Annotated in this window: 13 protein-coding genes; 8 read left to right on the top strand and 5 right to left on the bottom strand. The window is 69.3% G+C overall.

Features of this window, described 5'->3' with window-relative positions; genetic code table 11:
* Positions 1 to 68 precede the first annotated feature (68 nt).
* From lysS to P7V53_RS05940, 3 genes are all read left to right on the top strand, one after another.
* Positions 69 to 1562, top strand: a complete 1494-nt coding sequence (gene lysS, locus P7V53_RS05950) for a lysine--tRNA ligase (protein ID WP_280154557.1) — start codon at positions 69 to 71, stop codon at positions 1560 to 1562.
* Between the two features lie 94 nt (positions 1563 to 1656).
* Positions 1657 to 2682 carry a glycosyltransferase family 4 protein gene (locus P7V53_RS05945; RefSeq protein ID WP_280154556.1) on the top strand — a complete coding sequence of 342 codons (1026 nt, stop codon included), beginning with the start codon at positions 1657 to 1659 and terminating at the stop codon, positions 2680 to 2682.
* 16 nt (positions 2683 to 2698) lie between these two features.
* On the top strand, positions 2699 to 4870 hold the full coding sequence (locus P7V53_RS05940) for an amylo-alpha-1,6-glucosidase (protein WP_280154555.1): 2172 nt from the start codon (positions 2699 to 2701) through the stop codon (positions 4868 to 4870).
* Between the two features lie 11 nt (positions 4871 to 4881).
* Here P7V53_RS05940 and P7V53_RS05935 read toward each other — a convergent pair whose 3' ends face one another.
* The 5 genes from P7V53_RS05935 to P7V53_RS05915 all read right to left on the bottom strand — a co-directional run bounded on the left by P7V53_RS05935 (position 4882) and on the right by P7V53_RS05915 (position 10501).
* Entirely contained in the window at positions 4882 to 5670 is a 789-nt protein-coding gene (locus P7V53_RS05935; RefSeq protein ID WP_280154554.1) for an enoyl-CoA hydratase, read from the bottom strand.
* Between the two features lie 40 nt (positions 5671 to 5710).
* Positions 5711 to 6838, bottom strand: coding sequence for a DUF3108 domain-containing protein (locus P7V53_RS05930; protein WP_280154553.1), 1128 nt, complete (start codon positions 6836 to 6838; stop codon positions 5711 to 5713).
* On the bottom strand, positions 6823 to 8562 hold the full coding sequence (locus P7V53_RS05925) for a PDZ domain-containing protein (protein WP_280154552.1): 1740 nt from the start codon (positions 8560 to 8562) through the stop codon (positions 6823 to 6825). The genes P7V53_RS05930 and P7V53_RS05925 overlap by 16 nt, the downstream gene beginning before the upstream one ends.
* A gap of 77 nt (positions 8563 to 8639) precedes the next feature.
* Positions 8640 to 9380: a DsbC family protein gene (locus P7V53_RS05920; protein WP_280154551.1), complete on the bottom strand. Its 741-nt coding sequence runs from the start codon at positions 9378 to 9380 to the stop codon at positions 8640 to 8642.
* An 11-nt stretch (positions 9381 to 9391) separates the two neighbouring features.
* Entirely contained in the window at positions 9392 to 10501 is a 1110-nt protein-coding gene (locus tag P7V53_RS05915; RefSeq protein WP_280154550.1) for an FAD-dependent monooxygenase, read from the bottom strand.
* 66 nt (positions 10502 to 10567) lie between these two features.
* Between P7V53_RS05915 and P7V53_RS05910 the strand changes: the two genes are divergently transcribed.
* From P7V53_RS05910 to P7V53_RS05890, 5 genes are all read left to right on the top strand, one after another.
* Positions 10568 to 12961 carry an AsmA family protein gene (locus P7V53_RS05910; protein ID WP_280154549.1) on the top strand — a complete coding sequence of 798 codons (2394 nt, stop codon included), beginning with the start codon at positions 10568 to 10570 and terminating at the stop codon, positions 12959 to 12961.
* Positions 12958 to 13800, top strand: a complete 843-nt coding sequence (locus P7V53_RS05905) for an MOSC N-terminal beta barrel domain-containing protein (RefSeq protein ID WP_280154548.1) — start codon at positions 12958 to 12960, stop codon at positions 13798 to 13800. Before P7V53_RS05910 ends, P7V53_RS05905 begins: the two co-directional genes overlap by 4 nt.
* 75 nt (positions 13801 to 13875) lie before the next feature.
* Entirely contained in the window at positions 13876 to 14967 is a 1092-nt protein-coding gene (ychF, locus tag P7V53_RS05900; protein WP_280154547.1) for a redox-regulated ATPase YchF, read from the top strand.
* A gap of 9 nt (positions 14968 to 14976) precedes the next feature.
* The gene (locus P7V53_RS05895) at positions 14977 to 15873 is read left to right on the top strand and encodes an aldo/keto reductase (protein WP_280154546.1); all 897 of its coding nucleotides are present in this window, start codon (positions 14977 to 14979) and stop codon (positions 15871 to 15873) included.
* A gap of 19 nt (positions 15874 to 15892) precedes the next feature.
* A complete protein-coding gene (locus P7V53_RS05890; protein ID WP_280154545.1) occupies positions 15893 to 19144 on the top strand; it encodes a CHASE domain-containing protein in 3252 nt (1083 codons plus the stop codon).
* Positions 19145 to 19153: the final 9 nt, after the last annotated feature.

Here is a 19153-nt window from a genome sequence, read left to right as displayed (position 1 = left end):
GCTGAATTCTAGGGGGCCCGGCACCTACAATTCACGGTTTGCCCTCAGCCGACCCGCCCTGCCGCTCCATGGACACCGCCCTGCCCCACGACGACAACCAGCTCATCGCCGAGCGCCGCGAGAAGCTTGCCGCGATCCGCCAGCAAGGCGTGGCCTTCCCCAACGATTTCAAGCCCACGCACCAGGCCGCCGACGTCATCCGCAAGTACGGCACGCTGCCCAACGAGGAACTCGAGCCGCAGGCGATCCGGGTCTCGGTGGCCGGCCGGATGATGCTCAAGCGTGTCATGGGCAAGGCCTGCTTCGGCACGCTGCAGGACGCCTCGGGCCGAATCCAGCTCTACGTCACGCTCGACAACGTGGGCGCCGACGCGCTGGCCGCCTTCAAGCACTGGGACCTGGGCGACATCCTCGGCTGCGAGGGCACGCTGTTCCGCACCAAGGCCGGCGAGCTGTCGGTGCGCGCCGACCGCGTGCGCCTGCTGACCAAGAGCCTGCGCCCGCTGCCGGACAAGTTCCACGGCATGACCGATCAGGAGCAGAAGTACCGCCAGCGCTACGTCGACCTGATGACCGACGAGGACTCGCGCGCCCGCTTCATCGCGCGCAGCAAGGCCGTCTCGTCGATCCGCAACTACATGGTCGAGCACGGCTTCCTCGAGGTCGAGACGCCGATGCTGCATCCCATCCCGGGCGGTGCCAATGCCAAGCCCTTCGTCACGCACCACAACGCGCTGGACCAGCAGATGTTCCTGCGCATCGCGCCCGAGCTCTATCTCAAGCGCCTGATCGTCGGCGGCTTCGACCGGGTGTTCGAGATCAACCGCAACTTCCGCAACGAAGGCATCTCGGTCCGGCACAACCCGGAGTTCACGATGATGGAGTTCTATGCGGCGTACTGGAACCACCACGACCTGATGGACTTCACCGAAGGCGTGCTGCGTCATGCGGCGCGCGTGGCCACCGGATCGGCGAGCCTCACCTATGCGGGCAAGCCGGTCGACCTGGACAAGCCGTTCGCGCGGCTGTCGGTACGCGACGCGCTGGTGGTGCACGCGGGTCTCGGCGAAGCCGAGGCGTCCGATGCCGCGGCGCTGCGCGCGCGCCTGAAGGCGCTCGGCGAAGAGGCGCCGGCGCACTGGAAGCTGCCGGAGCTGCAGTTCGGGCTGTTCGAGGCGGCGGTCGAGGACAAGCTGTGGCAGCCCACCTTCATCATCGACTACCCCGTCGAGGTGTCGCCGCTGGCGCGCGCCTCCGACACCAATCCGGCGATCACCGAGCGCTTCGAGCTGTTCATCACCGGCCGCGAGTACGCCAACGGCTTCTCCGAGCTGAACGACGCCGAGGACCAGGCGGCGCGCTTCGCCGCCCAGGCGGCCAACAAGGAAGCCGGCGACGAGGAGGCGATGTACTACGACGCCGACTTCATTCGCGCGCTGGAATACGGGATGCCGCCCACCGGCGGCTGCGGCATCGGCATCGACCGTCTGATCATGCTGCTCACCGACAGCCCCAGCATCCGCGACGTCATCCTGTTCCCGTCGCTGCGCAAGGAAGGATGACGCCGGGCGCAGCTGCGAACCGCCTCTGGCGATCGGCACGCTGATTGCCCCTCGCGGAGATTGACGCGCGCACGCCGTTTGCCAAGGCGAATGCGTGAAGATCGCCCAAATCGCCCCCCTGATCGAAAGCGTGCCGCCCAATGCCTACGGCGGCACCGAGCGTGTCGTGTCCTACCTCACCGAGGCGCTGGTCGGCCTGGGCCACGACGTCACCCTCTACGCCAGCGGCGACTCGGTCACCTCGGCGCACCTCGTGGCGGTCGTCGAACGCGGCCTGCGGCTCGATCCACGCCGCCCCGACTGGCTGACCTGGACCACGCAGATGATCGACCAGGTGTTCGAGTCGGCACCGCGCTTCGACCTGTTGCATTTCCACATCGACTACCTGCACTTCCCGCTCGCGCGACGCTGCAAGACACCCAGCGTGAGCACGCTGCACGGGCGGCAGGATTTGCCCGACCTCGGCCCGCTCTACCGGCATTTCCGGGAACAGCCGGTGGTGTCGATCTCCGACAGCCAGCGCGAGCCCTTGCCCGACGCCAACTGGTGCGCCACCGTGCACCACGGCCTGCCGGTCGACCTGTACCGCTTTCACCCCACGCCCGGCGACTACTTCGCCTTCCTCGGCCGCCTCTCGCCCGAAAAGCGCGTGGACCGCGCGATCCAGATCGCCATCGGCTGCGGCGTGCCGCTGCGCATCGCCGCCAAGGTCGACCCCGCCGACCGCGATTACTTCGAGACCGTCGTGCGGCCGCTGCTGGCGCATCCGCTGATCGACTACATCGGCGAGCTCGAGGAAAAGGACAAGAACGACTTCATCGGCGGGGCACGCGCCCTGCTGTTTCCCATCGACTGGCCCGAGCCTTTCGGCCTGGTGATGATCGAGGCCCTCGCCTGCGGCACGCCGGTCATCAGCTATGCCGGCGGGTCCGTGCCCGAGGTGCTCGAGCACGGCGTGACCGGCTACATCGTCAACGATCACCAGCAGGCGGTCGCTGCGGCCCGACGCATCGACCTCATCGACCGTCGCCGCTGCCGACAGGCATTCGAGCAGCGCTTCACCGCGACCACCATGGCCGAGCGCTACCTGGAGGTCTACCGCGCCCTCATCCGGCATTGACACAGGGAGGCCCGACATGGCCGAGAAGATCCAGATCGGCGACAAGTGGTACGTGGCAGCGACCTCGGCGCGAACCGAGGAGAGTCCTCAGGTCCTGAAGAACGACGAGACCTTCGTCATGTTCGACCGCTTCGGCGACCTGCAGGTGCTCGGCCCGGGCGACCAGGGCCTGTACCACGAGGACACGCGCTACCTGTCCTACCAGGAGCTGCTGATCGACGGTGCACGCCCGCTGTACCTGGGCGCGACGGTCAAGGAGAACAACAGCCTGCTCATCATCGAGCTGATGAACCCCGACCTCACCCGCGGCGGCGAGGTCGTGGTCGGCAAGGGCACGGTGCACATCTTCCGCGCCAAGCTGCTGTGGCAAGGCGCCTGCTACGAGCACATCCGCCTCACCAACCACGGCCGCGAGCCGGTGGAGATGACGCTGGCGCTGGCCTTCGACGCCGACTTCGTCGACCTGTTCGAGGTGCGCGGCATGACGCGCGAGCAGCGCGGCGACCGCCTGCCGGCCCGCGTGGGCAGCCACGACGTCGAGCTGCGCTACCTCGGCCGCGACGCGCGGCCGCGCAGCACGCGCCTCGAGTTCAGCCCGACGCCGACCGCGCTCAACGAGCAGCAGGCCACCTTCGACGTCCATCTCGACCCGGGCGCCGAGCAGCACCTGTACTGCACCGTGTCGTGCCTCGTCGAGACCACCGGCACCGCGGACACGACGGTGCAGTACGAGGAAGCCCTGCGGCGCAACAACGCGGCGCGGCGCGCGGCGCTGGCCGGACGCTGCATCATCGAGACCTCGAATCCGCTGGTCAACCTGTGGCTGGACCGCTCGGTGTCCGATCTGGCGATGCTCACCACCGGCCTCACCACCGGGCCGTATCCGTACGCCGGCGTGCCGTGGTACTCGACCACCTTCGGACGCGACGGCATCCTGACGGCTCGCGAGTACCTGTGGATCGATCCGTCGCTGGCGCGCGGCGTGCTGGCCTTCCTGGCCGCCACGCAGGCCAGCGAGCCCGAGCCGGAGCGCGACGCCGATCCGGGCAAGATCCTGCACGAGGCGCGGCGCAGCGAGATGGCCCGCACTGGCGAGATCCCGTTCGGCCGCTACTACGGCACGGTCGACGCCACGCCGCTGTTCGTCGCGCTGGCCGGCGCCTATCACCAGCGCACCGGCGACCTCGAGTTCATCAGAAGCATCTGGCCGCAGCTGAAGCTCGCGCTGGAATGGATGGACCGCTTCGGCGATGTCGACGGCGACGGCTTCGTCGAGTACGCGCGGCGCAGCCGCGAGGGGCTGGTGCAGCAGGGCTGGAAGGATTCGCAGGACTCGGTGTTCCACGAGGACGGTCGCCTCGCCGACGCGCCGATCGCGTTGTGCGAGGTGCAGGCCTACGTCTACGAGGCCAAGCTGATGGCCAGCGAGCTGGCGCGCCACCTGCACGAGCCGGCACTGGCCGACCGGCTGCGCGAGGAAGCGCATGCGCTGAAGCACCGCTTCGGCCAGGCCTTCTGGTGCGAGGACCTCGGCACCTACGCCATCGCGCTCGATGGCGACAAGAAGCCCTGCCGCATCGCCACCTCCAACGCCGGCCATGCGCTGTGGACCGGCATCGCCACGCCGGCCCATGCCCACCGCGTGGTGCAGCGCCTGATGCGCGACGACTCCTTCTGCGGCTGGGGCATCCGCACGGTGGCCTCGGGTCAGGCGCGCTACAACCCGATGTCGTACCACAACGGATCGGTCTGGCCGCACGACAACGCACTGATTGCCGCCGGCATGGCCCGCTATGGCTACACCGAGGAAGCGATGCGCGTGTTCACCGCGCTGTTCGACGCCAGCCTGCATTTCGACCGGCACCGCCTGCCGGAGCTGTTCTGCGGCTTTCCGCGTCGTGCCGGGGAAGGCCCGACGCTGTACCCGGTGGCCTGCTCTCCGCAGGCCTGGGCCGCGGCGGCGGTGTTCGGCATGCTGCAAGCCTGCCTGGGCCTGGACTTCCATCCGGCCAAGCCCGAAGTGGCGCTGCGCTCGCCGCGCCTGCCGCCGTTCATCCAGTGGATGAAGGTGCAGGGTCTCGCGGTGCGCGAGCACAGCGTGGACCTCCTGCTGCAGCGCTACCAGAACAACGTGGGGATAGAAGTCATCCGCAAGGAAGGCGACATCGAGGTCACGGTGGCGATCTAGGCCGGCAGACCCTAGCGGTGGCGGAACACCGCCTTGCGCTTGTTCACGAAGGCATCCATCCCCTCCTTCTGGTCCTCCGTCGCGAACAGCGAATGGAACATGCGCCGCTCGAACTGGATGCCTTCGGACAGCGGGCTCTCGTAGGCCCGGTTGATGGCCTCCTTGGCCATCATCACGCTCGGCCCGCTGAACTCGCAGATCGTCTGCGCGGCATTGAGCGCGATGTCGAGCAGCTCGGCGGCCGGCACGACGCGCGACACCAGGCCGGCGCGTTCGGCTTCGGCGGCGTCCATCATGCGGCCCGTCAGCACCAGGTCCATCGCCTTGGCCTTGCCCACCGCGCGCGGCAGCCGCTGGGTGCCGCCGGCGCCGGGGATGATGCCGAGCTTGATCTCGGGCTGCCCGAAGCGCGCCGTGTCGGCGGCGATGATCACGTCGCACATCAGCGCGAGCTCGCAGCCGCCGCCCAGCGCAAATCCCGCCACCGCCGCGATGACGGGCTTGCGGATGCTGCGGATGGTCTCCCAGTTGCGCGTGATGTAGTCGCTCTTGTAGACGTCCATGTAGCCCCACGTCGCCATCGCGCCGATGTCGGCGCCGGCGGCGAAGGCCTTCTCGTTGCCGGTGATCACCATGCAGCCGATCGTGTCGTCGCCGTCGAACGCCTTCAGCGCGGCGCCCAGATCGTTCATCAGCCCGTCGTTCAACGCATTGAGCTGCTTGGGCCGATTGAGCGTGATCAACCCGATCCGGCGGTCGCCGCTGCCTCGCACGTCGGCGGTGATGAATTCATAGGTCATGTCGCTCTCTCCTGGAGTGGCTGTGGACGAACTATACGAATCACTGCGCCGCCAGCTGCGGCTTGCGCTCGATCATCAGGTCGACGAAGGTCTCGGCGTCCTGCCGGATGCGGATGCGCACCGGCAGGTAGGCCAGCGTCGGCGCGAACCACACCTCGGCGACGAGGTCGCCGCCCGCACGCGCGATGCGGCGCGGCTTCAGCGGGAAGGCGTCGACCGGGCCGAACGGCGTGTACAGCGTCTCTTGCTCGAGGACGTCGTAGAGCCAGCGGTCCACGTTGCGCGGCAGCGCGAGCGGCACCTCGATCACCTGGCCTGCGGCCAGCCGCTGCGGCTGCGTGGTGAAGATGTAGGTGAGCTGCACGAACTGGCTGGCCGCGTCCTGCACGCCTGGCCAGCCTTCGCGGCGCCGTCCGTCGGGCATCAGCACCACGCCCTGCTCGAATCGGATGGTCGCGCGGCGCCGCTCGCGAAACGCCACCTTGCTGTCTTCGTCGTAGCGCTCGGGTACCAGGCCTTCGGGGGTCAGGCGGCCTTCGCTGGTCATGCGGCGCGACAGGAGCGGCGCGAAGCTCATTCCGACGGTGACGTCGAGATGCACCTGGTAGCGCAGGTCCACGCGCACCCATTCCACCTGCGCGCTGCCGTGCACCTCTCCGCGGTAGTTGCCGGTCAGCGCGTAGCTCAGGCGCGTGGAGCCGGGCCAGGTGAATGCGGGCGCGCTGGCCGCGGCTTCGGGTGCGGGCGCCGACGCGACCGCGGCCGGCGCGTCGGCCGAGACGGCGGGCGTGGCGGGCGGCTCCGGGGGCGCCTCGGCCGGCGCCGGCGACTGGGGCGCTGCTTCGGCGACGGCGACTTCGGAAGCGGCGGACGCCGGCGGCTGGGGCGCCGCGGCGCGCATCCGCTTCGTCCTCGCGGGACGCGGCGCGGCGGCTGCGGGGGCCATCGACGGCGGCGCCGTCGGCTCCATCTCCCGCACATAGGCCACCTCGATGCGCGGCGGCATCGCAGCCTCGACGCTGAAGTCGGCCATGCGCTCGGCCAGCCGGTCGGCAATGCACCCGTGAACCACGATGACGCCGAGGATCAGGCCGATCGCGGCCACGCGCCGCTGCCAGGGCTCACCCGCCTGCAGGACGGTGCGCCACAGGCTCAGCCGCTGAGCCATGCCTTGCGCAGCGCCTGCGCGGCGCGCGGCGCCTTCGCGTCGGCCGCCAGCGCGACGGTGCCCGGCGTGTCTTCTTCCTTCGGGAGCGTCAGCGGCAGCGTCAGCACGCGCTGGTCGCGCGACATCAGCAGTCGGCCCGCGACACCGGGCTTCAGCAGCCGAGCCGCGTCGTCGAGGCGACGAATGCGCCAGTCCTCGACGGCCAGCAGCTCGTCGCCGGTGGAAACGCCGGCTCGCTCGGCCGCGCCGTCGCGCAACACGTTGCTGACCTTCACGCCGGTCAGCGGGCTCTCGCTGACGCGCACGCCCAGGCGCTGCGCCATCGTCGGCGGCTGCGCCTGCCACTGCACGCCGACGCGCTCGAGCAGCGCCGGCAGGGGCAGGTCGTCGGTGCCGTGCACGAAGGCCTGCAGCTCGTCGGCCATCGACCGGCCCGCGACCTCGCCGAGTGCTTCGCGAATGTCGTCCTCGGCGATCGGACCGCCGCCGCTGCGTGTCCAGAGCAGGCGCATCACCTCGTCGAGCGAGCCCTTCTGGGAGCGCAGCGTCAAGTCCAGCGCGAGCGCGACCAGGGCCCCTTTGGTGTAGTAGCTGACGGTCAGGTTCGGCGTGTTCTCGTCGCTGCGGTAGTACTTCACCCAGGCATCGAAGCTCGCCTGCGCGACGCTCTGCACCTTGCGCCCCGGCACGCCGAGCACGCCGTTCACCGTCTTGGCGAGCAGCTTGAAGTAGCGTGCGTCGTCGATCAGCCCGGCGCGGCGCAGCAGCAGATCGTCGTAGTACGACGTGAACCCTTCGAAGAACCACAGCAGCTGCGTGTAGTTCTCGCGCGTGTAGTCGTAACGCCCGAAGTCTCGCGGCTTGAGCCGCTTCACGTTCCAGGTGTGGAAGTACTCGTGGCTGATCAGGCCGAGCAGCGTCACGTAGGCATCGGGCGTCTCGCTCTTGCCCTGCTGCGGCAGGTCGCGGCGCGCGGCGATCAGCGCCGTGCTGGCACGGTGCTCGAGGCCACCGTAGCCTTCGTCCACGGCGTTCAGCATGAAGACGTAGCGCTCGAACGGCGGCTTCTTGCGGTCGTGCCAGAACTGGATCGCCGCCTCGCAGATGCGCTCGGCGTCGGCCAGCAGCCGGTCGCCGTCGAAATCGGGCAAGGCGCCGGCGACGACCAGCTCGTGCGTCACGCCCTGCACCTTGAAGCTGCCGCGCCAGAAGGCGCCCAGCTCCACCGGGTGATCGACCAGCTCGTCGTAGCCCGCGGCCTCGTAGATGCCACGTCCCGCGTCATCGATGTCGAGCGGCGACATGGCCGTGGCGACGCGCCAGTCGCGCGGCAGCCCGGCCAGCTCCATGCGGTGCGGCTCGTCCTCGCGGCCTTCCACGCGAAGGCACAGGCTGGTGCCGTTGAAGAAGCCGCGCCGCGCATCCAGGAAGGCGGTGCGCACCGAGCTGTCGAAGGCGTAGGCGAGGTAGCTCACCGACAACGCCGTGCGTCCGTCGCAGGGCGCCTGCCACGTCGTCTTGTCGATCTGCTCCAGCGCAACGGTGCGGGCCCCCTGCTTGGCCTGCATCGACGACAGGTGGCGTGCGAACTCGCGCACGAGGTAGCTGCCGGGAATCCACACCGGCAGGCTGAGGCGTTGCAGGGCGGCCGGCTGCGGCACCGTCACCGTCACGCGGAACAGATGGGCATGGGCGTCGGCGATGGCGATGCGGTAGGTGATCATCGAAGCGAATCGGGCGGCTGGAAGGCCGCCCGATTGTCGCTGCACGCGGCCGCTGCGCCGCTCGTAGGGTGTGCCGGTCAGCCCGCCTTGCGCACCGACGCGACCAGCTGCTTTTCCACCTGCTCCGGGGGCAGCGCCCCCGAGACCCGGCGGCCGTCCTCGAAGACCAGCGCCGGCGTGCCGTTGACGCGGTGCTTGCGGCCCAGCTCGGCGTTGCGCTGCAGCGCTGCGGTATCGCACTGGCCCATCGCGCGGCCCGGCGCCTTGCCGTCGACCATCCACTCGCGCCAGGCCTTGGTGTTGTCCTTGGCGCACCAGATGTTGCGCGACTTCTCCGGCGAGTCGCCGCCGAGGATGGGATACAGGAAGGTGTAGACGGTCACGTCCTTCACCTTCTGCAGCTCCTGCTCGAATTTCTTGCAGTAGCCGCAGTTGGGATCGGCGAAGACGACCAGCTTGCGCGCGCCGCTGCCCTGCTTCCAGACGATGGCGTCCTTCAGCGGCAGCGAGGCGAAGTCGATGGCCGTCAGCTTGGCGATGCGCGCCTCGGTGAGGTTGGTGCGCGTCTTGGTCTCGATCATCTGGCCCGCGATGAGGTATTGCCCCTGTTCATCGGTGTAGAACAGGTCGGTGCCGATGCGCACCTCGAACAGCCCCGGGATCGGCGTCTTGGCGACTTCGTCGACCTTCGGCAGGTCGGGCAGGCGCTCGGCGAGGTTCTTGCGGATGGCCGCTTCGTCGGCCCAGGCGGGAAGGACCGCCGCCATGAGCAGCACCACGGAGAGCAAACGACGAAGCGAGGCAAGCGCGATGGCCATGGCGGGGTCTTTCAGGAATCGAGCGCCCGGGCGGTGAGCCAGCGCTTGAGAGGGGACAGGTGGTTCACGAGAGTCAGGCCGCGGTTTCGAAGTTCCCGCACGCCAGGCGCCGAGTGTGCAAAAAGCCGCAGAAGGCCGTCGGTCACCTGGCCCATTGCCCAGGTGGGCGCCGTGCGCTCGCGCATGTAACGCCGCAGCAACTTCTCGTCACCGAGTGCTCGCCAGGGCTCGCGCTCGGCAATCACCCGAGCCAGGACGACCACGTCGCCCAGGCCCAGGTTGAGACCCTGCCCGGCGAGCGGATGAACCACGTGCGCGGCGTCTCCGAGCAGCACCCAGCCAGGCCCGCAGACGGAACGGGCGCGCGCCTGCATCAGCGGCCATGCGGCGCGCGGCGACGCCAGCGTGAGCTCGCCGGCTGCCGTGCCGGTGGCTTCGTGCAGCGACTGCTCGAAGGCACGCTCGTCCATCGCGAGCAGCGCATCGGCACGCGCGTCGGGCATCGACCACACCAGCGCATACGAGGCCTGCGGCCGCGGCGTATCGAACGGCAGCAGCGCCAGCACGTCGGGCGAGCGGAACCACTGGCGGGCGACGTGGCGATGCGGTTGCGACGCGATCAGCCGCGCGGCAATCGCGCGATGGCCATAGGGATGACGCTCGAAGCTCACGCCGAGAGCCTCGCGCGCGGCGGAGGCCTTGCCTTCGCACAGCGCAACCAGCGGCGCGTTCACCTCGTCGCGGGTGAGCGTGATGTGTGGCGCGAACCTCACCGCCGCGGCGAGCTCGCGCTCGAGCACCGCCGCGTCGACGATCCACGCCAGCTCTCCGACGCGCTGCTCCCACGCCGAGAACTCGAGCACGCCCGTGCCGGCATCGCCTTCGATGTGCATGTCGTGCACGGCGGTGCGCGCCGCCTCGGGCAGCGCGTCCCACACCTTCAGGCGCTGCAGCAGCGCCACCGAGGTCGCGTTCAGCGCATAGGCGCGCACGTCGGGTCCGGCATCGGCGCGCGCCTCGTCCGGCCGCAGCGCCACCTGCAGCCCGAGCCGAGCCAGCGCCAGCGCCAGGCTCTGGCCGACGATGCCGGCACCGCGAACCAGGACGTCGAAGGAAGTCATCGCTTCGATTGTAGGCAGCGGGGCGGGGCACAATGCGCGGCTCTGAAGGAAACGCCGGGAAGCCGTATGCCTGTCTGGATTCGCCGCACCTTGTTCGTCCTGCTGGGCCTGCTGGTGCTCTTCGCCGCGGTGGCCACCTGGCTCGTGACGAGCTTCGACGCCAACCGCTTCAAGGGCACGGCCATCGACTGGATGAGAAAGGAACGCCAGCGCGTGCTGGTCATCGACGGACCGATCCAGTTGTCGGTCTTTCCCCGCATCGCGGTCAAGCTGTCGAAGGTGAGCCTGAGCGAAGCGCGCAGGACCGACCCCTTCGCCGCACTCGACGAAGCCGGCCTCGCCGTCGACCTGTGGCCGCTGCTGCGCGGCGAAGTGGTGGTCGATCGCATCATCGCGAAGGGCGTTCGGGTCACCTACCTGCGCGATGCGCAGGGCCGCAGCAACATCGACGACCTGATCAAGCCGCAGGAGAAGAAGCCGGACACGCCCGAGGCCGGCGGCGGCAAGCCGCCGCGCTTCGACATCAGCGGCGTCGACCTCGCCGACGTGCGTGCGCGGGTCAAGGACGACATGGCGAAAGTCGACGGCGAGCTGTGGCTGAAGTCGCTGACCGCCGGCCGGCTCGCCGACAACACGTCCACGCCGCTGAAGCTGGCGGCGCAGTTCGATTTCAAGCAGCCCGCGCTCAAGGGCGAGCTGAGCGGCGAGTCGAAGCTGGCGCTGGCGACCGCCACCGGATCGGCCGCGCTGCGCGACATGGACCTGCGCTTCAAGGGTGACGTGCCCGGCGCGAGCGCGGTCGACGCGGCCTTCAAGGGCAACGTGGCCTGGGACGGCGCGAAGAAAGCCATCGATGCCGAGGCGCTGAAAGTGCAGCTCAGCGCCGTCGCTGCAGGGCTCAAGCTCGATGGCAGCACTGTCGAGATCGACCGGTTTGCCTACGATCCGGCCCGCAAGGCGCTCAAGCTGCGCAAGCTGCAGGCGCGCATCAAGGGCGCGCAGGCCGGCCAGCCCTTGGCCCTGGACCTCGACTGGCCCGAGCTCGCCGTCGACGGCGACAAGCTGGGCGGCAGCCCGTTCAGCGGCAAGCTGACCCGCGGCGGTGAGCTGCCGCTCGATGTGACCTTCAAGAGCAGTGCGCCCACCGGCGGCTTCGACGCGGTGCGGCTGCCCGGGTTCGAGGCGCGCATAGCGGGCAACGCACCGCAGCGCAAGATCGGCGGCACGCTGCGCAGCGACCTGACGCTCAAGCCCGGCGAGCCGGCGCTCGTGCTGGACAAGCTCGACCTGCAGGCACGCATCGAGGAAGCCAAGCTGCCGCCGTACGCGGTGAGCCTGCAGGGCTCGGCCGTGGGCTCCGCCAAGCGATCCAGCTGGAACCTGACCGGCCAGCTCAATCAGAACGGTTTCGCGACCGACGGCAGCGCGACGCTGGGTGGCGCGACGCCGCAGCTGACGGCCAAGGCGCGCTTCGATTCGCTCGATCTGAACCGGCTGCTGGGACCGGGCGAGGCCGCCGCCAAGCCGACCACCGCGCCTGCCGGGGCCGACACCCCGGTCGACCTGGGCGCGCTGCGCAGCGTCGATGGCCAGTTCAGCGTGCGCGCCGCCAGCTTCGCCTACAAGCAGTACCGCGTGAACGACGCCGCCATCGACGCGACGATGCAGGGCGGCATGCTGCGCGTGACGCAATTGCACGGCCGCGCCTGGGGCGGCCAGCTCGACGCCACGGCGCTTGCCGACGCGCGTGCCAATCGCGTGGCGATGAAAGGCAGCGCCAGCGGCGTCAACGTCAACGCGCTGGTGAAGGACGTCGCCGCCAAGGACCTGATCGAAGGCACCGGCCGTGTCGTTTTCGATCTCGACAGCGCGGGCCGCAGCGTCAACGAGCTGAAGTCGCATCTCAAGGGCAGCGCCGCGCTGCAGGTGCGCGACGGCGCGGTCAAGGGCATCAACCTCGCGAAGAGCCTGCGCCAGGCGAAGGCCGCCCTGACGATGAAGCAGGATGCCGCGCAGAAGGCCAGCCAGACCGAGAAGACCGATTTCAGCGAGCTGACCGCCAGCTTCCAGATCGCCGACGGCGTGGCGCGCAGCCGCGATCTCGACATGAAGAGCCCGTTCCTGCGCCTTGGCGGCGAAGGCGCGATCGACGTCGGCCGCGGGCGCATCGACTACCTGACCAAAGCCACCGTCACCTCGACGTCGAAGGGCCAGGACGGCGCCGAACTGGAGTCGCTGAAGGGACTGACGATCCCCGTCCGGCTGGCCGGCCCGTTCGAGTCGCTCGACTGGAAGATCGAGTGGTCCAGCGTCGCCGCCGCCGCGGTGACGCAGCAGCTGGAGAAGAAGCTCGGCGAGAAGCTGGGCGAGAAGCTCGGCATGAAGGCGCCGGGCGGTGCCGCGTCGGCGCCGTCGCCCAAGGACGACCTGAAGAACAAGCTGAAGGGGCTGTTCAAGTGAGCGACGTGGCGGTGCGCATCGCGCAGCTGTACCTGCATCCGGTCAAGAGCTGCGCCGGCATCGCGGTCGACGAGGCGCTGCTCATCGAGACCGGCCTCGAGTTCGATCGCGCCTGGATGGTGGTCGATGCGCAAGCCCGCTTCGTCACGCAGCGCGAACTGCCGCGGATGGCGCTCATCCGGCCCACGCTCAAGGCCTACGAGCTGGTGCTGCGTGCGCCCGGCATGCTGGCCATGCACCTGTCACTCGACGCGGTCGAGGCGCCCTGCCGCGTGCAGGTGTGGAACGACGAGGTCGCTGCCTACGACATGGGCGATCTGGCGGCACAGTGGTTCAGCGACTTCCTCGGCCAGGCGATGCGCCTGGTACGTTTCGATCCCGAGCAGAAACGCCTGTCGAATCGCGAATGGACCGGCCACATCGAGGCCGAGAACGCCTTCAGCGACGGCTACCCGTTGCTGGTCACGTCGACGGCCGGATTGGACGAGCTGAACCGGCGGCTGGCCGAGCCGGTGACGATGCAGCGCTTTCGTCCCAACCTGGTGCTCGATGGGCTGGAGGCGAACGGCGAGGACCATCTGGACGAAGTCCGCTTCGACACGCCCGAAGGCCCGGTGCGACTCAAGCTCGTGAAGCCGTGCTCGCGCTGCTCGATCCCCGACACCGACCCGCAGACCGCGCAGGTGGGTCATGCGGTGGGCGACGCGCTGGCCGCCTATCGGGCCGACGCCCGCGTGAATGGCGCCATCACTTTCGGCATGAACGCGGTGATCGTCGAGGGGGTGGAACGCGCGCTTCGGGTCGGCATGCACGGTGAAGCGAGCTACCGATTCGACTGAAGGATGACCAGGGGGGCAGCGGGCCCCCGCCTAAAATCGCCCGTTTCGTGCCCCCGCTGTCTTCGAAAGTCCCCCATGAGCCTCCAATGCGGCATCGTGGGCTTGCCCAATGTCGGCAAGTCCACCCTCTTCAACGCGCTCACGAAAGCCGGCATCGCCGCCGAGAACTATCCGTTTTGCACCATCGAGCCCAACGTGGGGATCGTCGAGCTGCCGGATCCCCGGCTCGCCAAGCTCGCGGCCATCGTCAAGCCGGAACGCGTGGTGCCGGCGATCGTCGAGTTCGTGGACATTGCCGGCCTGGTGGCCGGTGCCTCCAAGGGCGAAGGCCTGGGCAACCAGTTCCTCGCCCACATCCGCGAAACCGATGCCATCGTCAACGTGGCGCGGTGCTTCGACGACGAGAACGTGGTGCACGTGGCCGGTCGCGTCGATCCGATCGCCGACATCGAGGTCATCCAGACGGAGCTCTGCCTGGCCGACCTGGCCACGGTCGACAAGGCGCTGGCGCGCTACGTGAAGCCGGCCAAGGCGGGTGACAAGGAAGCGCAGCGCCTGGTCGACGTGCTGAACAAGTGCCAGGCCGCCCTCAACGAGGCCAGGCCGGTGCGCGCGATCGCCTTCAGCAAGGAGGAGCAGGCGGTGCTCAAGCCGCTGTGCCTGATCACCGCCAAGCCGGCGATGTTCGTCGCCAACGTCGACGAGAACGGCTTCGAGAACAACCCGTACCTCGATCGCCTGCGCGCCCATGCGGACGCGCAGAAGGCGCCGGTGGTCGCCATCTGCGCGAAGACCGAGGCCGAGCTGGCCGACATGGCCGACGAAGACCGCCTGATGTTCCTTCAGGAGATGGGCCAATCCGAGCCCGGCCTGAACCGGCTGATCCGCGCGGCCTTCAAGCTGCTCGGCCTGCAGACCTATTTCACTGCCGGCGTGAAGGAAGTGCGCGCCTGGACCATCCATGTCGGCGACACCGCGCCCCAGGCCGCCGGCGTCATCCACACCGACTTCGAGCGCGGCTTCATTCGTGCACAAACCATCGCCTTCGACGACTTCATCGCGTACCAGGGTGAACAAGGCGCCAAGGATGCCGGCAAGATGCGCGCCGAAGGAAAGGAGTACGTCGTGAAAGACGGCGACGTCATGAACTTCCTGTTCAACGTCTGACATCATCGAATGAATCTCGTCGAACTGGGCCGGGGAGGTCCACCGGTCTCGCCCATCGCGGCCGGCGCGTGGCGCCTGGCCGCCTGGGGCTTCAACGTGCAGGAGCGGCTGCGCTGGATCGAGCAGTGCATGGAGCTCGGCGTGACCACGTTCGACCATGCTGACATCTACGGCGGCTACACCGCCGAAGGTCTCTTCGGCGAGGCGCTGGCACTGAGGCCGCTGCTGCGTCGGCACATGCAACTGGTCGGCAAGGCCGGCATCCGGGCGATCGCGCCGCGGCGGCCCGACCACCGGGTGCACCACTACGATTCCTCCGCCGCACACCTGACCGCCAGCGTGGAGCGCTCGCTGCAGGAGCTGCGCACGGACCACCTCGACCTGCTGCTGATCCATCGACCCGACTGCCTCATGGATGCCGACGAGGTTGCCGCCGCCTTCGAGCGCCTGCGCGCTGCGGGCAAGGTGCGGCACTTCGGCGTGTCCAACTTCACCGCGTCGCAGTTCGACCTGCTGAACGACCGCTTCGCCCTGGTCACCAACCAGATCGAGCTGCATCCCCTGCGCCGCGACCCGCTGCACGACGGCACGCTCGACCAGCTCCAGAGGCTGCGGCTGCGGCCCATGATCTGGTCGCCGGTCGCCGGCGGCGCGCTCTTCACCGGCGTGGACGACGCGACGCGACGCGTGCAGGGCGCGCTCAACGCCGTGGCCCGGCGCCATGGCGTCGAGCCCGCCACCATCGCCTATGCCTGGCTGTTGCGGCTGCCGAGCAAGCCCGTGCCCATCGTCGGGTCGCGGCGCATCGCGGCGCTGCGCGAGGCGGTCGCGGCGCTGAAAGTGACGCTGGATGCCCCGGACTGGACCGAGATCTGGGAAGCGGCCGCCGGGCACGAAGTGCCCTGACGCTTCGCGGTGACGCCTCATGGTTGACACGACCGGCCAGAGCTCTCCTGCGCGGCCCGGCGTCGCGCCTCGCCTGGCACGGCGCGACGCCCGATGGGCGCCGGCCCGCGTCTCGCGCTGGCTGCTGCAGGCGCTGCTCATCGCCCTCACCTACGGCGTCGTCGCCTGGGTGTCGCTTCAGCTGGCGATTCCGACGCGTTACGCGTCGCCGCTGTTTCCTGCCGCGGGCCTGGCGCTCGCCTGCGTGCTCACCTACCGCAGCCGCGCCGCATGGGGCATCGGCCTGGGATCGTTCGCGGTCAACTGGCTGCTGAATCCGTCCGACGCGCCGCTGCTGGCGAGCCTGGCGGTGCCCGCCGCGCTGGGCGCGGGCGCGGTGCTGCAGGCGCTGGTCGGCGCCGCGCTGATCCGCAAGGCGATCACGCACCCCCTCACGCTGAACGACCCGCACGACATCGCGATCTTCTTCGGGCTGGGCGCCTTCGTCGCCTGCCTGGTCGATGCCAGCATCAGCACCACGGCGCTCGGCGTGGCCGGCTTCGTCGCCGCGCCCAACCTCGGCTTCAACTGGCTGACCTGGTGGGTCGGCGATTCGCTGGGCACGCTCATCGCGGCGCCGATCACGCTGACCCTCATCGGCAGGCCGCGCGAAGACTGGGCGCCGCGGCGGCTCACCGTCGGGCTCACGCTCGCCACCGTCACGCTGCTGATGGCCGCCATGATCGTGCTGGTGGCGCGCTGGGACGAAGAGCGCGTGCGCAGCACCTTCGAGCGCGAGGCGGTCAACGCCTCGTCGGCGCTGGCTTTCCAGCTGCAGGAGCCGCTGCATGCGCTGGAGGCGCTGCGCGGCATCTATCTGGCGTCCAACGAGGTGAACCGCGAAGAGCTGCAGCGTGCGTCGAAGGCGTGGCTGGACGGATCCGCAAGGATCCAGGCCATGGGTTTCAACGAGCGCGTCAAGCGCAGCGGCGTGCGGGCCTTCGAGGCGCGCATGCACGCCGAGGGCCGGCCCGGCTACCACGTGTTCGACCGCACCGACGCCAAGGGCGACGCGGGCATGCCCACCGACGAGGTGTTCGCGATGCGTCACATCGAGCCGCTGGAGCGCAATCTCAATGCGCTGGGCGTCAACGTGCTGTCGATTCCGGCAGCCCGCAAGGCGATCGAGACGGCGGTGCGGACCGACCGGCCGGCCGCGACGGCGGGTTTCGTGCTGACCCAGGAGCCAGCCGGCGCCGACCAGACCGGCGTCGTCATCTACCAGGCGATCTACGAGGGCACGCCCGGCACCGTGGCCGAGCGCGTGGTCGCGGCACGCGGCGTGGTCTTCGTGACGCTGCGCATCAATGACACGCTGCGCGCCGTCATCGACCAGGTGCCGCACTACCTCACGGTGTGCGTCGTCGACACCGACCCGCTGGCGGCGCGCCGGCGGCTGTCAGGCCCCCGGGACTGCGAATCGCAGAACGCCGGCCTGCTGCACGTGCGCCCGATGGCCTTCGGCGGCCGGCAGTGGGACCTGCGCATCTACGCCGATCCGCTCGAGCTGCCCGGCGCCCGCAGCAGCAATGCCTGGCCGTTCTCGGTGGTGGGCCTGATGTCGGCCGCGGTGCTGGGTGCGCTGCTGCTCACGGTCACGGGCCGCGCCCGCCGCATCGAGCTGGCAGTGCGCGAGCGCACCGCCGCGCTGACGCAGGAGGTGCGCGACCGCGAACAGGCGGAAGCCGCGATGCGCGCCAGCGAACAGCGCTTTCGCAACATCTTCAACAACGTGCCCATCGGCGTCTGCTACACCGACCTCGGCGGCAACGTGAAGCAGACCAACCCGCGCTTCTGCGAGCTCGTGGGCTACAGCGCCGACGAGCTGCTGCGCATGACCTCGTCCGACTTCACGCATCCGGACGACGTGGAGCAGGACCAGGAGTTCTCGGCCCAGCTCATCCGCGGCGACTTTCCGCTGTACCGCCGGCACAAGCGCTACATCGACCGGAACGGGCGCACGGTGTGGGTGCAGAGCACGGTGTCGCTGCTGCGCAACGAGAACGGCGAGCCGTGGCGCATCGTCGGCGCGGTCGAGGACATCACCGAGCACCTGCGGCTGGCCGAGGCCGAGCGGGCGCGCGAGGCGGCCGAGGCATCGAACCGCGCCAAGAGCGACTTTCTCTCGCGCATGAGCCACGAGCTGCGCACGCCGCTGAACGCGATGCTGGGCTTCGCGCAGCTGCTCGAGCTCGACCAGCGCAATCCGATCGCCGAGTCGCAGCGGCCATGGGTGTCGCAGATCCAGCAGGCCGGCTGGCATCTGCTGGAGATGATCAACGACGTGCTCGACCTGTCGCGCATCGAGTCGGGCAATCTGCGGCTGAGCATCGAGTCGCTCGACCTGGGCGAGCTGCTGGCGGCGACGATCACGATGATCGAAGGCGACGCGGCGCGGCGCGACATCGTCGTCACGCAGGAGCTGGCGCCGGACGCCCGGCTGCTTCGCGGCGACGCCACGCGCGTCAAGCAGATCTTCATCAACCTGCTGTCCAACGCCGTCAAATACAACATCGATGGCGGCCGCATCCACATCGGCAGCCGCCTCGCGGGCGATGCGGTGGAGATCGCGATCACCGACACCGGCCTGGGCATGACGCCGGAACAGGTCAGCGAGCTGTTCCAGCCTTTCAACCGGCTCGGCCGGGAGCGCTCGCAGCAGGAAGGCACCGGCATCGGGCTGGTCATCAGCAAGCGGCTGGCCGAGCTGATGGGCGGCACGCTGCGCGCACGCAGCGCGTCCGGTGCGGGCTCGTCGTTCATCGTGTCGCTGCCCCCGGTGAGCGAGCCGGCTTCATTGCGTCCGGACGACAGCGCGCTGGCCACCGGTCCGGCCGCCTACCACCGGCGCGTCGTGCACTACGTCGAGGACAACGAGACCAACGTCGAGGTGATGCGCGGCATCCTGGCGCAGCGCCCGCAGGTGGTGATGGACGTGTCGGTGACGGGGCTGGACGGGCTGGCCGCGATCCGCGCCAGGCGACCCGACGTGGTCCTGCTCGACATGCATTTGCCGGACATCAGCGGCCTGGACCTGCTGCGCCATCTGAAGGGCGATCCGCTCACCGCAGCCACTCCGGTGATCGTGGTCTCGGCCGACGCCATGCTGTCCCAGATCGAGGCGTCGCTGGAGGCCGGGGCGTTGCGGTACCTCACGAAGCCGGTGAGCGTGGCTGAGCTGCTGGCAGTGATCGACGAGGTGCTGGACCAAGCCGAAACGCGCTTCGGGTAAGGTCTGTTT

The organism is Piscinibacter sp. XHJ-5 (assembly GCF_029855045.1).
In the GTDB taxonomy this organism is placed as follows: domain Bacteria; phylum Pseudomonadota; class Gammaproteobacteria; order Burkholderiales; family Burkholderiaceae_C; genus Albitalea.
Note: the sequence above shows the minus strand (reverse complement) of the source record. Positions and strands in the feature narration are given on the sequence as shown.

What these genes read in the sequence shown, in the direction of transcription:
- lysS (WP_280154557.1), top strand. Translation starts at nt 69, where the DNA reads ATGGACACCGCCCTGCCCCACGACGACAACCAGCTCATCGCCGAGCGC.
- P7V53_RS05940 (WP_280154555.1), top strand. Translation starts at nt 2,699, where the DNA reads ATGGCCGAGAAGATCCAGATCGGCGACAAGTGGTACGTGGCAGCGACC.
- P7V53_RS05935 (WP_280154554.1), bottom strand. Translation starts at nt 5,670, where the DNA reads ATGACCTATGAATTCATCACCGCCGACGTGCGAGGCAGCGGCGACCGC.
- P7V53_RS05930 (WP_280154553.1), bottom strand. Translation starts at nt 6,838, where the DNA reads ATGGCTCAGCGGCTGAGCCTGTGGCGCACCGTCCTGCAGGCGGGTGAG.
- P7V53_RS05925 (WP_280154552.1), bottom strand. Translation starts at nt 8,562, where the DNA reads ATGATCACCTACCGCATCGCCATCGCCGACGCCCATGCCCATCTGTTC.
- P7V53_RS05920 (WP_280154551.1), bottom strand. Translation starts at nt 9,380, where the DNA reads ATGGCCATCGCGCTTGCCTCGCTTCGTCGTTTGCTCTCCGTGGTGCTG.
- P7V53_RS05915 (WP_280154550.1), bottom strand. Translation starts at nt 10,501, where the DNA reads ATGACTTCCTTCGACGTCCTGGTTCGCGGTGCCGGCATCGTCGGCCAG.
- P7V53_RS05910 (WP_280154549.1), top strand. Translation starts at nt 10,568, where the DNA reads ATGCCTGTCTGGATTCGCCGCACCTTGTTCGTCCTGCTGGGCCTGCTG.
- ychF (WP_280154547.1), top strand. Translation starts at nt 13,876, where the DNA reads ATGAGCCTCCAATGCGGCATCGTGGGCTTGCCCAATGTCGGCAAGTCC.
- P7V53_RS05895 (WP_280154546.1), top strand. Translation starts at nt 14,977, where the DNA reads ATGAATCTCGTCGAACTGGGCCGGGGAGGTCCACCGGTCTCGCCCATC.
- P7V53_RS05890 (WP_280154545.1), top strand. Translation starts at nt 15,893, where the DNA reads ATGGTTGACACGACCGGCCAGAGCTCTCCTGCGCGGCCCGGCGTCGCG.